The organism is Streptomyces sp. NBC_01013, from assembly GCF_045162765.1.
Lineage (GTDB): Bacteria > Actinomycetota > Actinomycetes > Streptomycetales > Streptomycetaceae > Streptomyces.
Genome location: NZ_CP108687.1, coordinates 2425459 through 2439893, shown reverse-complemented (window position 1 = coordinate 2439893; position 14435 = coordinate 2425459). Strand labels below are relative to the sequence as shown.

At 69.1% G+C, this 14435-nt stretch carries 13 protein-coding genes and 1 riboswitch; of the genes, 10 read left to right on the top strand and 3 right to left on the bottom strand.

Going from position 1 to position 14435, the window contains the following annotated elements; translation table 11 throughout:
- Positions 1 to 23 precede the first annotated feature (23 nt).
- The 3 genes from glyA to gcvT form a co-directional block, all read right to left on the bottom strand.
- Positions 24 to 1283, bottom strand: a complete 1260-nt coding sequence (glyA, locus tag OG538_RS10365) for a serine hydroxymethyltransferase (RefSeq protein ID WP_406092310.1) — start codon at positions 1281 to 1283, stop codon at positions 24 to 26.
- 19 nt (positions 1284 to 1302) lie between these two features.
- Complete coding sequence (gene gcvH / locus OG538_RS10360) at positions 1303 to 1680, bottom strand: glycine cleavage system protein GcvH (protein WP_406092308.1); 378 nt, start codon at positions 1678 to 1680, stop codon at positions 1303 to 1305.
- Positions 1681 to 1782: 102 nt separating this feature from the next.
- On the bottom strand, positions 1783 to 2898 hold the full coding sequence (gene gcvT, locus OG538_RS10355) for a glycine cleavage system aminomethyltransferase GcvT (protein WP_406092306.1): 1116 nt from the start codon (positions 2896 to 2898) through the stop codon (positions 1783 to 1785).
- Positions 2899 to 3045: 147 nt separating this feature from the next.
- Positions 3046 to 3139, bottom strand: a riboswitch (glycine riboswitch).
- A gap of 169 nt (positions 3140 to 3308) precedes the next feature.
- On the opposite strand from gcvT, the gene OG538_RS10350 reads away from it, so the two are divergent.
- The 10 genes from OG538_RS10350 (at position 3309) to OG538_RS10305 (ending at position 14430) form a co-directional block, all read left to right on the top strand.
- Complete coding sequence (locus OG538_RS10350) at positions 3309 to 3998, top strand: AAA family ATPase (RefSeq protein ID WP_406092304.1); 690 nt, start codon at positions 3309 to 3311, stop codon at positions 3996 to 3998.
- A 104-nt stretch (positions 3999 to 4102) separates the two neighbouring features.
- The gene (locus OG538_RS10345) at positions 4103 to 4873 is read left to right on the top strand and encodes an enhanced serine sensitivity protein SseB (protein WP_406092302.1); all 771 of its coding nucleotides are present in this window, start codon (positions 4103 to 4105) and stop codon (positions 4871 to 4873) included.
- Positions 4874 to 5122: 249 nt separating this feature from the next.
- A complete protein-coding gene (locus OG538_RS10340) occupies positions 5123 to 5887 on the top strand; it encodes an enhanced serine sensitivity protein SseB C-terminal domain-containing protein (RefSeq protein ID WP_406100051.1) in 765 nt (254 codons plus the stop codon).
- A 612-nt stretch (positions 5888 to 6499) separates the two neighbouring features.
- Positions 6500 to 7498 carry an ABC transporter permease gene (locus OG538_RS10335; protein WP_406092301.1) on the top strand — a complete coding sequence of 333 codons (999 nt, stop codon included), beginning with the start codon at positions 6500 to 6502 and terminating at the stop codon, positions 7496 to 7498.
- Between the two features lie 117 nt (positions 7499 to 7615).
- On the top strand, positions 7616 to 9334 hold the full coding sequence (locus OG538_RS10330; protein ID WP_406100050.1) for an ABC transporter substrate-binding protein: 1719 nt from the start codon (positions 7616 to 7618) through the stop codon (positions 9332 to 9334).
- 141 nt (positions 9335 to 9475) lie between these two features.
- A complete protein-coding gene (locus OG538_RS10325) occupies positions 9476 to 10486 on the top strand; it encodes an ABC transporter permease (protein WP_406092299.1) in 1011 nt (336 codons plus the stop codon).
- On the top strand, positions 10483 to 11577 hold the full coding sequence (locus OG538_RS10320) for an ABC transporter ATP-binding protein (protein ID WP_406092297.1): 1095 nt from the start codon (positions 10483 to 10485) through the stop codon (positions 11575 to 11577). Before OG538_RS10325 ends, OG538_RS10320 begins: the two co-directional genes overlap by 4 nt.
- 20 nt (positions 11578 to 11597) lie before the next feature.
- Complete coding sequence (locus OG538_RS10315) at positions 11598 to 12815, top strand: ABC transporter ATP-binding protein (protein WP_406100048.1); 1218 nt, start codon at positions 11598 to 11600, stop codon at positions 12813 to 12815.
- Positions 12816 to 12833: 18 nt separating this feature from the next.
- Positions 12834 to 13493, top strand: coding sequence for a trimeric intracellular cation channel family protein (locus OG538_RS10310; RefSeq protein ID WP_406092295.1), 660 nt, complete (start codon positions 12834 to 12836; stop codon positions 13491 to 13493).
- Between the two features lie 70 nt (positions 13494 to 13563).
- The gene (locus OG538_RS10305; RefSeq protein WP_406092293.1) at positions 13564 to 14430 is read left to right on the top strand and encodes a thioesterase family protein; all 867 of its coding nucleotides are present in this window, start codon (positions 13564 to 13566) and stop codon (positions 14428 to 14430) included.
- Positions 14431 to 14435: the final 5 nt, after the last annotated feature.

Here is a 14435-nt window from a genome sequence, read left to right as displayed (position 1 = left end):
TACGTGCAAATGCGCCGGTTCGGCTACTTCACACCGGGGTACAGCGGGAACTTCTCGGCGAGCGCGACGACCCGGGCCTTCAGGTCGTCCGCGTCGTAGGACGGCTTGAGGGCGGACGCGATGATCTCCGCGACCTCGGTGAAGTCCGCCGCCTGGAAACCGCGCGTGGCCAGGGCCGGCGTACCGATCCGCAGACCCGAGGTGACCATGGGCGGCCGCGGGTCGTTGGGGATGGCGTTGCGGTTGACCGTGATGCCCAGCTCGTGGAGCCGGTCCTCGGCCTGCTGGCCGTCCAGCTCGGAGTTGCGCAGGTCGACGAGGACCAGGTGCACGTCCGTGCCGCCGGACAGCACGGAGACGCCGACCTCGGTGACGTCCGGCTGCACCAGGCGCTCGGCGAGGATGCGGGCGCCGTCCAGGGTGCGCTGCTGGCGCTCCTTGAACTCCTCGGTCGCGGCGACCTTGAACGAGACCGCCTTGGCCGCGATCACGTGCTCCAGCGGACCGCCCTGCTGACCCGGGAAGACCGCCGAGTTGATCTTCTTGGCGAGCTCCTGGGTGGAGAGGATCACGCCGCCGCGCGGACCGCCGAGGGTCTTGTGCGTGGTGGTGGTGACGACGTGGGCGTGCGGCACCGGGTTGGGGTGCAGGCCCGCGGCGACCAGACCGGCGAAGTGCGCCATGTCGACCATCAGGTACGCGCCGACCTCGTCCGCGATGCGGCGGAAGGCGGCGAAGTCCAGCTGGCGGGGGTAGGCGGACCAGCCGGCCACGATGAGCTTCGGCTTGGACTCCTTGGCCAGGCGCTCGACCTCGGCCATGTCCACGACGCCGGTCTCGTCGACGTGGTACGGGACCACGTTGTAGAGCTTGCCGGAGAAGTTGATCTTCATGCCGTGGGTCAGGTGACCACCGTGCGCCAGGTTCAGGCCCATGATCGTGTCGCCCGGCTTCAGCAGCGCGAACATCGCGGCGGCGTTGGCCTGCGCGCCGGAGTGCGGCTGCACATTCGCGGCCTCGGCGCCGAAGAGCGCCTTGATGCGGTCGATCGCGATCTGCTCGACCACGTCGACGTGCTCGCAGCCGCCGTAGTAGCGGCGGCCGGGGTAGCCCTCGGCGTACTTGTTGGTCAGGACGGAGCCCTGGGCCTCCATGACCGCGACGGGAGCGAAGTTCTCCGAGGCGATCATCTCGAGGGTGGACTGCTGACGGTGGAGCTCGGCGTCGACAGCGGCGGCGACGTCCGGGTCCAGCTCGTGGAGGGAGGAGTTGAGAAGCGACATCAGGTGGTCCCTTGGGGTCTCAGTTGCCGGAGAACTCGGTGTACTCGTCGGCGGAGAGCAGGTCGTCCGGCTCCTCCGCGACGCGTACCTTGAACAGCCAGCCGCCTTCGAACGGAGCGGAGTTCACCAGCGACGGGTCGTCCACGACGTCCTGGTTCGCGGCGGTGACCTCGCCGGTCACCGGCGAGTACAGGTCGCTGACCGACTTGGTCGACTCCAGCTCGCCGCAGGTCTCGCCCGCGGTCACCGTGTCGCCGACCTCGGGGAGCTGGGCGTAGACGACGTCACCGAGCGCGTTGGCCGCGTACTCCGTGATGCCGATCGTGGCCACGCCGTCCTCGACGGCCGACAGCCACTCGTGCTCCTTGCTGTACCGCAGCTGCTGGGGGTTGCTCATGACCTGAATTCTCCTGTACGCGGGGGAGTGCTGATGAACGATGGTCTTACGGTGTGAGACGGGACTGCGTCACGTACGCAGCGGCCGTGGCGCCCTGCGCTTCTACTTCTGGCGCTTGTAGAACGGCAGCGCCACGACCTCGTACGGCTCGTGGCTGCCCCGGATGTCCACGGCGACGCCCGCGGTGCCGGGCGTGGCGTGCGCGGCGTCGACGTAGGCCATGGCGATCGGCTTGCCGAGCGTGGGCGACGGTGCGCCCGAGGTGACCTCGCCGATGACCTGGCCGTCGGCGACGACGGCGAATCCGGCGCGCGGCACCCGACGGCCCTCGGCCACCAGGCCGACGAGCTTGCGGGGCGGGGCGGTCTCGGCCCGCTCGGCCGCGGCCTCCAGGGCCTTGCGGCCGACGAAGTCGCCCTCCTTCTCGAACTTCACGACCCGGCCCAGACCGGCGTCGAACGGCGTCAGCGCCGTGGTCAGCTCATGCCCGTACAGCGGCATGCCCGCCTCCAGCCGCAGCGTGTCGCGGCAGGAGAGCCCGCACGGGATCAGTCCACGGGAGGCGCCCGCCTCGGTGAGGGCCTTCCACAACTGCTCGGCGTGCTCGGGGGCGACGAAAAGCTCGAAGCCGTCCTCTCCCGTGTAACCGGTACGGGCGATCAGTGCCGGGACCCCGGCGACCGTGCCGGGCAGGCCTGCGTAGTACTTCAGGCCGTCCAGGTCGGCGTCGGTGACGGCGGCCAGGATGGCGGGGGACTCCGGGCCCTGGACGGCGAGCAGCGCGTACGCGTCACGGTCGTCGCGCACCTCGGCGTCGAAGCCCTCGGCGCGGGCGGTCAGCGCGTCCAGCACGATCTGGGCGTTGCCGGCGTTGGCCACGACCATGTACTCGGTCTCACCCAGGCGGTAGACGATCAGGTCGTCCAGGATGCCGCCGTCCTCCGCGCAGATCATCGTGTAGCGGGCGCGGCCCACGGAGACGGTGCCGATGTTGCCGACGAGCGCGAAGTTCAGCAGCGCCACGGCCTCGGGGCCGGTGACGGTGATCTCGCCCATGTGCGAGAGGTCGAACAGGCCGGCCTTCGTGCGCACGGCGTTGTGCTCGTCGCGCTCGCTGGCGTACCGCAGCGGCATGTCCCAGCCCGCGAAGTCGGTCATGGTCGCGCCCAGCGAACGGTGCAGGGCATCGAGGGCTGTGAGGCGGGGTGCGGTGCTCATGGATAAGGCTCCCAGGGCATGACGACGAGGACGATCCCTCCCCATCTGTCATCGGAACCTGAGAGGTTCGCCGAGAGACCCCACCGGGGGGTTCGTTCGGCTTGCACCTTGGGTGGAGCCGCGGAGCGGCTCGCTTTTCAGATCTGCCTCATCCACGCGGTACGGGGCCTGAGAGATTCAAGGGAGGAACTTGCTCCTTCGGCGCCCGGCACGGTGGCCGGGACTCTCCCGCGCGGATTCGAGCGGCCTTTATGCAGTTGACGGGGTCATCATCGCACGCATTGCGGGAGAGTGGGGGGCGGGTACCGATGCCGGTCTCCCACGGGTTCCGGCGGGTCGGACGCTTGTGCCGCATTACCTTTTCTTTACACTTCTTGGGCAGGTGTGGGTCAGCCGACAGGGGGAGGGCGATGACGTTGCAGCGGTACGCGACGACCGCGGGGGTCGCGCACGGCGCACTGCCCGCACAGCCGGGTGTGCCGGCCAGGGAGACGGTGGTGGGCCCGCACGCACCCGTGGTGCGGGACCTGCGGGGGCGGGGCGGGCGCAGCCCCCGCAGCCTGCACTTCGCGGCGGGCGACGTCGTGGTGGTCTCCGGACTGCCCGGCAGCGGCAAATCGACCCTCATCGGCCGGACCGTCTCCGTGCACGCCATCGACTCCCAGGACACCAGGGACCGCTGGGAGGCCCGGCTGCCCCGGTTACTCCCCTACGCCGTCTACCGCCCGCTCGTCCGCGTCGCCCATTACTGGGGACTGTGGCGGGTGCTGCGCTCCGCCGCCTCCGTCGTCGTCCACGACTGCGGTACCCAGGGATGGGTGCGCGGCCGGCTGGCTCGCGGCGCCCGGCGCCGCGGCCGCGCCCTGCACCTCGTGCTGCTCGACGTCACCCCGCAGACGGCGAGGCAGGGGCAGCGTGAGCGCGGCCGCGGAGTCTCCGGGTACGCGTTCGCCCGCCACCGCAGGGCCGTGGGGCGGCTGCTCCGGGACACCGAGTCGGGCCTGCTGCCGCCGGGATGCGCCTCGGCGGTGCTGCTGGACAGGCAGGCGGCGGGGCTGTTGACGCGGATCACATTCGCAGACGCACAGAGTGAGGTCTGAGACAGGGCTGTCCGATGGCTGGACAGTCCGTGTGCGGCCGGCGGGCAACCGTCGGGTGCGGCGTTAACCTCTTGCTGCACGACATGGGGTGAGAGAGGGAGACAGTGGACATTCCGGCACCGGCCCGGACCCATCCGCAGGGCGGATGGCCGGCCAACGAGCTCGAAGAAGTACTGAGTGCCTCGCTGGGCAGCCCCGAGGCGGGCGGCCGGCTGGTGGAGGTGCTGGGCCGCAGCCACCTCTGGGTGCCCCTCCCCAACGGCGGCTCGCCGGAATCCACCGACCTCGATCTGCCCACGCTGGACATCGAGGGAGCGCCCTACGTCCCGGCGTTCAGCTCCGAACAGCAGTTCCTCAGCTGCGTCGGCGCCCACATGTCCTTCACCGTGGCACCTGCCCGCGAGTTCGCCCGGGGCCTGCCCCCGCAGCTCGGCATCGCGGTGAACCCGGGCGGCGCGGTCGGCATGCCGCTGCCGCCGCCCGCCGTCGCCGAGCTCTGCAGGACAGGTCGCACCGCGCTGGACGGACCGGCCAGCGGGGGCCGCGTCCGCCTGTACGAGCCGGACTGGCAGCAGGAGCCCGTCGACTTCCTCTCCGCGGCCGCCGGGGAGTTCGAGGAGAGCGGCGTCGTGCTCAGCGCCCGCCGCGCCCTGGCCAGCATCGAGGGCGGCGACCCCGTCCTGTTCGTCGGCATCGAGTTCTCCACCTGGGACGGAGCCGGGCGCAACGCCCCCATGGATGCTCTGGGGCGGGCGCTGGGGCGCGTCGAAGTGCCGTGGCCGGTCAATCTGGTGCTGCTCGACGTGGCCCAGGACCCCGTCGCCGACTGGATGCGGGCCCGGGTGCGGCCCTTCTATCAGCGCGCGGCCGAGTAGCGGTACGACGCGGGCGCCGCGGGAGGACGGCTGCGGCCCGAGGAGTCAAGTCGGTGTCAGGGCCGCCGCATAAGCTGGTTTGATGGCTGGTGCTCGGCACCGCGCCGTCCCCGAGAGCCCCGGGAGCGGCAGGCCGACACGTTGGATCGAAGAGGGGCGGGACCCAGGGTGAGTGCGTCAGGCATGGGGGCGGCCGATGGGGTCTCCCCTGCTCGGGCGGAGCCGGGAGCTCGGGGAAGGGTCGAGCACCTGCTGCGCCAGGTGACCCCCGGGCGCTACGACGCTTACGAGGCACTCCTCCAGGCCCTGGCGGCCGACCGGATCTGGATGCTGCTCTGGCACGGCCGGGCCGGCTCACCCGACGCCCAGTACGGCAACATGGAGGTCGAGGGCCTCGGATACGCCCCCTGCGTCACCTCCGCCCAGGAGCTCTCCGCCAGCGGCTGGAACCGGGACCACGAGGTCGTGGCCGGCCGTGACATTGCCCGCACCCTGTTCCCCGACCGCTGGGGCATCTGGCTGAACCCGCACGCGCCGGGCGGCGGCGTGGGCATCCCCTGGCTGGACCTGCGCCGGATCGCCACGGGCCTCGACCGGATGCCCGCCGGTCCGCTGCGCATCAGCGACCCCGCCGTGGAGATCCCGCAGTTCTACGCCCAGCTCACGCAGAACGCCCATCACACCCCCGCGATCCGCTCGCTGCGCCGCGCCTGGGTGCAGCCGGCGCTCGGCGTCCCGTACCTCGCCATCGGCCTCGACCTGTACGACACGAGCGGGCCCTCCGTCGACGCCGTGCGGGCGATGATGCAGCAGTCCATCGGCGCCGTCCCCGAGGGGCTCCCGGTCTCCACCGTCGCGATGGCCGACGAGCACGACCCGGTCGCCATGTGGCTGCGCGCCAACTCCCGTCCGTTCTACGACCGCGAACCGCACGCTCCGGCCGGCCGGGGTGCCGTCGCCGCTCCCGGTTACGGCTACCCTCAGTCCCCCGGCCCTGCCCCGCGCGCCTACTAGGTCCTCTCGTCCGGACCACGCCGGGCTCGGCCCTCTCGTCCGGACCACGCCGGGCTCGCGGGCCCCGGCACGCACAGCTGCGGCGTTGTCGTCGGTCACCCATGCTCCGCAGTGGCTCAGGGTCCTCCGCCGTGCAGCCGCACGCACCGGACCCCGCTCCCTGATCCGGCCCGATCCGGACGCAAGAGCCAGGCTCACCCCGGCCCGGCACCGGGACCGGACAAACGGCTCCCCGATGGACAAGACCTCCGCCGCCGTCACCCAAATAGCCACCCAATAACGCTTGTTGGGCGTCATGTCCGTTCTGGTGGATTAGTGGGGGAGTGGTCCGCTCACTCGATCAAGCTGTCCGGATAACGGAAGCCCACTGACCGCATCACGTTTGAGCAAACATTCCCCGTCAGGTCTGGCGGGTGATCGCAACCGCGTTGAAGACTCCCGGCTAGTGGGGATCGTCCGCCCTTTGTACAAGGTTGCACCGGCGGTCATTTCACCGACGCATTCATCACACCGAAGACATCAGCCGCAGCAAGCACCGCGGCTGACACGCGCCAGGCCGTTACCGCGGCGAGTAGGGGCCGGCCACCGCCGGCGGGAGGGGTCAGAGGCACTGTGACCGCACCGATCGAGACCACCGGTTCGGCTGCCGAGGCGCAGCCGGAGGCAGTACTCACGGGAGTCAAACAGAGCCAGATCGAAGGCCGTTCGCTCGGACAGATCGCCTGGTCGCGCTTCAAGCGCGACAAGGTGGCAGTGGCCGGCGGCATCGTTGTCATCCTGCTGATCCTGCTCGCCGTGCTCTCCAAGCCGATCCAGGCCGTCTTCGGCCTGGACCCCAACGAGTTCCATCAGGACCTCATCGACCCCGCGCTGCTCGCCCCCAAGGGCGACTGGGGCGGTATCAGCTGGAGCCACCCGCTCGGTGTCGAGCCGCAGTACGGCCGCGACATCATGTCCCGGATCATCGAGGGCTCCTGGGTGTCCCTGGTCGTCGCGGTCGGAGCCACTCTGCTCTCCGTGGTGATCGGCGTCTTCTTCGGCGTGGTGTCGGGCTTCTACGGCGGCTGGGTGGACACCGTCATCAGTCGCATGATGGACACCTTCCTGGCGTTCCCGCTGCTGCTCTTCGCGATCTCCATCTCCGCGGCGCTGCAGGACGGCGCGTTCGGCCTGGAGGGGCTGCCGCTGAGGATCGCGGTACTGATCTTCGTGATCGGCTTCTTCAGCTGGCCGTACATGGGCCGCATCGTCCGGGCCCAGACCATGAGCCTGCGCAATCGCGAATTCGTCGAGGCCGCAAGGTCGTTGGGCGCCCGCGGACCCTTCATCCTCTTCCGGGAGCTGCTGCCGAACCTGGTGGCGCCCGTTCTCGTCTACTCCACGCTGCTCATCCCCTCGAACATCCTCTTCGAGGCGGGCCTCAGCTATCTCGGCGTGGGTATCGCGCCGCCCCAGTCCTCTTGGGGCGGGATGCTCACCAACGCGATCGACTTCTACGAGAACGACCCGATGTACATGATCGTGCCGGGCGTGGCCATCTTCGTCACGGTGCTGGCGTTCAACCTGCTGGGAGACGGGCTGCGTGATGCTCTCGATCCTCGTAGTAAGTAGTGCCCGGGTGCTCGTCACAACGTCGTGCGACAAGCCACGGCAACCATCGATTGAGGGGGATTTCCTCAGGTGAAGACCAGTAAAACGACAGCGGTGGTCGCCACAGCTGTGGTCCTGATGCTCGGAGCTTCCGCGTGCAACGGCTCCAAGGACGACAACGGCGGCGGCAAGGGCAGCAGCGGCGGTTCGGGTGCCACTGACGCCGCGCTGACCTCGATCGTCAACAAGACGGACAAGAAGGGCGGGACTCTCAAGCTGGAGATGTCCGACGAGCCCGACTCGCTCGACCCCGGCAACACGTACTACGGCTGGGTGCAGAACTTCGCCCGCCTGTACGGCCGCACCCTGACGTCCTTCAAGCCGGCCGCCGGCAAGGACGGTCTCGAGGTCGTCCCGGACCTCGCCGAAGGCCTCGGCAAGGCGAGCCCGGACGCGAAGACCTGGACGTACACGCTGAAGAAGGGTCTCAAGTACGAGGACGGGACCCCGATCACCTCGAAGGACGTCAAGTACGCCGTCGAGCGCTCCAACTTCTCGCCGGAGGCCCTGTCCAACGGCCCGACGTACTTCAAGGCCCACCTCATCGGTGGCGACAAGTACAAGGGTCCGTACAAGGACAAGAACCCGAACGGCATCGCCTCCATCGAGACGCCGGACGACCTCACGATCGTCTTCAAGCTGAAGGACGCCTTCGCGGACTTCGACTACCTGGCGACGTTCTCGCAAACGGCCCCCGTGCCGGCGGCGAAGGACAAGGGTGCCGACTATGTGAAGCACATCGTGTCCTCGGGCCCGTACAAGTTCGAGTCGTACGACGAGGGCCGCGGCGCGACCCTCGTGCGCAACACGAACTGGGACCCGAAGACCGACCCGATCCGCCCGGCGCTGCCGGACAAGGTGACGGTCCGCTTCAAGGTCAAGCAGGAGACGGTCGACAACAACCTGCTCTCCGACAACATCACCGTCGACGGTGCCGGCACCGGCGTCGCCCCGGCGACCCAGCCGAAGGTCCTCACCAAGGCCGCGCTGAAGAAGCAGACCGACAACTCGTACGCGGGTGCCACCTCGTACATCGGTCTGAACGTCAACGTCGCGCCGTTCGACAACATCCACTGCCGCAAGGCCGTGCAGTGGGGCATCGACAAGGCGTCGATCCAGGCCGCCCAGGGTGGCGACCCCAAGGGTGACGTCGCGACGACCCTGCTGCCGCCCACGGTCAACGGTTACGAGAAGTTCGACCTGTACGAGTCCGCCGGCCACAAGGGCGACGAGGCGAAGGCCAAGGACGAGCTGAAGCAGTGTGGCAAGCCGAAGGGCTTCGACACCAAGATCTCGGCCCGTTCCGACCGCCCCGCCGAGATGGCCATGGTCACCGCGGTGCAGGCCTCGCTCAAGAAGATCGGCGTCAACGCCGAGATCAAGACCTTCCCGGCGGGCAAGTACTTCCAGAACTTCGCGGGCAACCCGAGCTACGTGCACGCGAACAAGCTCGGCATGATCATGAGCGCCTGGGGTGCGGACTGGCCGACGGGCTTCGGCTTCCTCGACCAGATCATCAACGGCTCGGCCATCAAGCCGTCCGGTGGTAACAACGTCCAGGAACTGAACGACCCGAAGATCAACAAGCTGCTCAACGAGGGCATCGCCAACACGGACGACGCCGCCCGTGCCAAGGCGTGGGCCAACGTCGACAGGGCTGTCGCCGAAGGCGCCACCGCTGTGCCGCTGATCTACCGCAAGAACCTGCTGCTCCGCCCGGAGTCCGCGACGAACGTCACGGTCACCCAGGCCTACCTCGGCATGTACGACTACGTGCTGATGGGTTCCGCCAAGTAGGAACGGCCCCGCCTCCCGGGCCGCGCACGCGGCCCGGGAGGCGGCCTCCGGACCCCCAGAATTGTCCCGAAAGGCAGGTGAAGGCACGGTGTCCGAACGCACGGGTAACCCCCGGCGAGCAGATACCGGCGCCGGATAGCTGTGGCTGCGTACATCATCCGACGCGTCTTCGGCGCGGTACTGCTGCTGTTGATCGTCAGCGCAGTCACCTTCGCGATCTTCTTCCTCGTCCCCCGACTGGCCGGGCAGACGATGGACCAATTGGCGGCCCAGTACGTGGGCAAGGACGCCAATCCGCAGTCCATCCTGGCGGTCAAGCAGAACCTCGGCCTCGACCAGCCGCTGTACATCCAGTACTGGCACTTCCTCAAGCAGCTCTTCGTCGGCGCCGACTTCCAGTTCGGGCCCGAAGCCACGCACTGTGGTGTGCCGTGCTTCGGCTACTCCTTCAAGCGTCACGTCGAGGTGTGGCCCGAGCTGACCGCGCGCATCCCGGTCACGTTCTCGCTGGCCATCGGTGCCGCCGTGATCTGGCTGATCAGTGGTGTGGCGATCGGTGTCGTCTCCGCCCTAAAGCGGGGCTCGATCCTCGACCGCTTCTTCATGGGCGTCGCGCTCGCCGGTGTCTCCCTGCCGATCTTCTTCACCGGCATGCTCGCGCTGGGTGTGCTGACCGTGCAATGGCCGGTCTGGGAAGGCGTCAACTACGTCCCGTTCACGGACAGTCCGCTGGACTGGGCGTGGAACATGCTGATCCCGTGGTGCTCGCTTGCCTTCCTCTACTCCGCGCTCTACGCCCGCATCACCAGAGCCGGGATGCTGGAGACGATGGGCGAGGACTACATCCGTACGGCCCGCGCCAAGGGCCTCAAGGAGAGCCGCGTCATCGGCAAGCACGGTCTGCGGGCCGCGCTCACCCCGATCGTCACCATCTTCGGCATGGACTTCGGTCTCCTGGTCGGCGGTGCCGTCATCACCGAGACGGTGTTCTCCTTCCCCGGACTCGGCCAGTACGCGATCAAGAGCGTGCAGGAGAACGACCTGCCGATCGTCATGGGCGTGACGCTCGTCGCCGCCTTCTTCATCGTCATATGCAATCTGCTGGTGGATCTGGTGTACGCCGCCATCGACCCCAGGGTGAGGCTTTCGTGACCGAGGTTTCCAAGGCACAGACCGCGGTGGCGGGCGGACCCGCCACCGCCGCGCGGGCCGGCGGCGATGACGCCTTCCTCTCCGTACGGGACCTGCGCATCCACTTCCAGACCGACGACGGGCTGGTCAAGTCGGTCGACGGCGTCAGCTTCGACGTGAAGCCCGGACAGACCCTCGGCATCGTGGGTGAGTCCGGCTCCGGCAAGTCCGTCACCTCGCTCGGCGTGCTCGGCCTCCACCGCACGGCCCCCAACGCCCGCATCTCCGGCGAGGTCTGGCTGGACGGCGAGGAGCTGATCGGCGCGTCCGACGCCCGGGTGCGCGAGCTGCGCGGCCGCAAGATGGCGATGATCTTCCAGGACCCGCTCTCCGCGATGCACCCGTACTTCACGGTCGGCGCGCAGATCGTGGAGGCCTACCGGGTCCACAACAAGGTCAGCAAGAAGATCGCCCGCACCCGTGCCATCGAGATGCTCGACCGGGTCGGCATCCCCGAGCCGCACAAGCGGGTCGACGCCCATCCGCACGAGTTCTCCGGCGGCATGCGCCAGCGCGCCATGATCGCGATGGCCCTGGTCAACAACCCGGAACTGCTCATCGCGGACGAGCCGACCACCGCCCTGGACGTCACGGTCCAGGCGCAGATCCTGGACCTGATCCGGGATCTGCAGAAGGAGTTCGGCTCTGCCGTCATCATGATCACCCACGACCTCGGGGTCGTCGCTGAGATGGCCGACGAACTCCTGGTGATGTACGGCGGCCGGTGCATCGAGCGCGGCCCGGCGGAGAAGGTCTTCTACGAGGCCCAGCACCCGTACACCTGGGGCCTGCTCACCTCGATGCCGCGCATCGACCGTGAGCAGACCGAGCGGCTCATCCCCGTCAAGGGCCAGCCGCCGTCGCTGATCAACGTCCCGAGCGGCTGTGCCTTCAACCCGCGCTGCCCGTACGCGGACGTCCCCAAGGACAACGTCACCCGCACGACGCGCCCCGAGCTGGAACTGGTCGGTGACGGCCACTTCTCCGCCTGCCACATGGCACCGGAGGAGCGGACCCGGATCTGGACCGAAGAGATTGCGCCGAAGCTGTGAGCGAGAAGAAGGATCCCCCGGTGCTGGAGAAGGACGCGAAGATCCCGGAGCAGGCGACCTCCTCGCGTGAGCCGCTGCTCAGGGTCGAGGGCCTGGTCAAGCACTTCCCGATCCGCAAGGGTCTCTTCGGGCGGCAGACCGCCGCGGTCAAGGCCGTCGACGGCATCGACTTCGAGGTGTACCCGGGGGAGACCCTGGGGGTCGTCGGCGAGTCCGGCTGCGGCAAGTCGACGATGGGCCGGCTCATCACCCGGCTGATCGAGCCGACGGGCGGCAAGGTCGAGTTCGAGGGCAGGGACATCACGCACCTGTCCATGGGGAAGATGCGGCCGATGCGCCGTGACGTCCAGATGATCTTCCAGGACCCGTACTCCTCGCTGAACCCGCGGCACACGATCGGCACGATCGTGAGCGCGCCGTTCAAGCTCCAGGGCGTCGAGCCCGAGGGCGGGCTCAAGAGCCACGTCCAGGAGCTGCTGTCGCTGGTCGGGCTCAGCCCCGAGCACTACAACCGCTACCCGCACGAGTTCTCCGGCGGTCAGCGCCAGCGCATCGGCATCGCCCGCGCGCTTGCCCTGCGCCCCAAGCTGGTCGTCGCCGACGAGCCGGTCTCGGCGTTGGACGTGTCGATCCAGGCGCAGGTGGTCAACCTGCTGGACGACCTCCAGGACGAGCTCGGGCTCACGTACGTGATCATCGCGCACGACCTCTCGGTCATCCGCCATGTGTCGGACCGCATCGCGGTGATGTACCTGGGCAAGATCGTCGAGCTCGCCGACCGTAAGTCGCTTTACTCGGCGCCGATGCACCCGTACACCAAGGCCCTGATGTCCGCGGTGCCGGTGCCGGACCCGCGGCGGCGCGGGGTGAAGAGCGAGCGCATCCTGCTCAAGGGTGATGTGCCCTCGCCGATCTCGCCCCCCAGTGGCTGCCGCTTCCACACCCGGTGCTGGAAGGCGACGGAGATCTGCAAGACGCAGGAGCCGCCGCTCATCGCGCTGAAGACCGGCCACCAGGTCGCCTGCCACCACCCGGAGAACGCCGAGGACCAGGCGCCGGGCGAGCAGGTACTGGCCGGGGCCCGGGAAGCGGTCGAGCTGGTCTCGGTCGCGAAGGCGGAGCCGGACGTGGAGACCGGGCCGGAGGTGGAGGCGGAGCCGGTCGCGCAGGCGCAGTCCGACGCGGAGTCCGACGCCGCGACCCCTTCGGGAGCCTCCGAGGACAACCCCAAGGAGTAGGACCGGCACAATTGCCCGGTGCTCAACGAACTGTTCACGCCCTCCGTCCAGCATGCGCTCGACATCGTCGGGATCTTCGTCTTCGCGATCTCGGGCGCTCTGCTCGCCGTACGCAAGAACTTCGATGTCTTCGGCATCGCGGTGCTCGCCGAGGTGACCGCGCTGGGCGGGGGGCTGTTCCGTGACGTGATCATCGGCGCGGTGCCGCCCGCCGCCTTCACGGACCTCGGGTACTTCACCACTCCGCTGCTCGCGGCAGGCCTGGTCTTCTTCCTGCATCCGCAGGTCGAGCGGATCCAGCTCGGCGTCAACGTCTTCGACGCGGCCGGCCTGGGGCTCTTCTGCGTCACGGGGACGGTGAAGGCGTACGACTACGGCCTCGGTCTCACCGCGTCGGCGGCGCTCGGCCTGACCACCGCGGTCGGCGGCGGTGTGCTGCGCGACGTGCTGGCCAACGAGGTCCCGTCGCTGCTGCGCTGGGACCGCGACCTGTACGCGGTGCCCGCCATCGTCGGGGCGACCATGATCGTGCTCTGCATCCGCTTCGACGCCCTCAACGCCCTCACCAGCGGCTGCGCGGTGCTCACCGCGTTCGCGCTGCGGCTGCTGGCGCTGCGCTACCACTGGCGGGCCCCGCGCGCCTACAACCGGCGCTCGGCGACACCGGAGGAGGGCTGAGCCCGTTCCGACATCTCACCGACCCGAAAAAGCTACCGCCCAGTAATGCAATCGGTGTACGGTGCATGCCATGGCACAGGCAGCAGAGCAGGCGGCTCCGACCGCACAGGCGACCATCGGGGACAGCGAGTTCGACCGGGACACCGCCGTCACCCTCCGCGAGGAAGGCGTCTATGACGCCGAGCTCTCCGCGGGCTGGACGATCATCCACGCCGTCAACGGCGGCTATCTGCTGGCCATGCTCGGCCGGGCACTCGGTGAGGCCCTGCCCCACACGGACCCCTTCTCCGTCTCCGCGCACTACCTCACCGCCTCCGTCCCCGGCCCGGCGGTGATCCGCACCCAGACCGTCCGCACCGGGCGCACCCTCTCCACCGGCCAGGCCTCACTCTTCCAGTACGCCGAGGACGGCACCGAGGTCGAGCGCATCCGGGTCATCGCCACCTACGGCGACCTGGACGCCCTGACCGACGACATCCGTACGACGGCCAAGCCGCCGGCCATCCCGCCCCGTGAACACTGCCTGGGCCCGGGCGACGGCCCCGCCCCGATCCCCGGCAGCTCCGCCATCACCGAGCGCCTCGACATCAAGCTCGACCCGGCGACCATCGGCTGGGCCATCGGGCAGCCCTCCGGCAAGGGCGAGATGCGCGGCTGGTTCGGCCTCGCGGACGGCCGCGACGCCGACCCCCTGTCCCTGCTCCTCACCGTCGACGCCCTGCCGCCGACCTCCTTCGAGCTCGGGCTCAAGGGCTGGACCCCGACCATCGAGCTCACCACCCACATCCGCTGCCGCCCCGCCCCGGGCCCCCTGCGGGTCTCCATCACCACCCGCAACCTGGCAGGCGGCTTCCTGGAGGAGGACGCGGACGTCTGGGACAGCGCGGACCGGCTGGTCGCCCAGTCCCGCCAGCTGGCCCGCGCACCGCGCAGCTGACGCCT

Bases quoted from the DNA above. Each gene is read 5' to 3' on its own strand.
- OG538_RS10350 (WP_406092304.1), top strand. From the start codon at position 3,309: ATGACGTTGCAGCGGTACGCGACGACCGCGGGGGTCGCGCACGGCGCA.
- OG538_RS10330 (WP_406100050.1), top strand. From the start codon at position 7,616: ATGCTCGGAGCTTCCGCGTGCAACGGCTCCAAGGACGACAACGGCGGC.
- glyA (WP_406092310.1), bottom strand. From the start codon at position 1,283: ATGTCGCTTCTCAACTCCTCCCTCCACGAGCTGGACCCGGACGTCGCC.
- gcvH (WP_406092308.1), bottom strand. From the start codon at position 1,680: ATGAGCAACCCCCAGCAGCTGCGGTACAGCAAGGAGCACGAGTGGCTG.
- gcvT (WP_406092306.1), bottom strand. From the start codon at position 2,898: ATGAGCACCGCACCCCGCCTCACAGCCCTCGATGCCCTGCACCGTTCG.
- OG538_RS10305 (WP_406092293.1), top strand. From the start codon at position 13,564: ATGGCACAGGCAGCAGAGCAGGCGGCTCCGACCGCACAGGCGACCATC.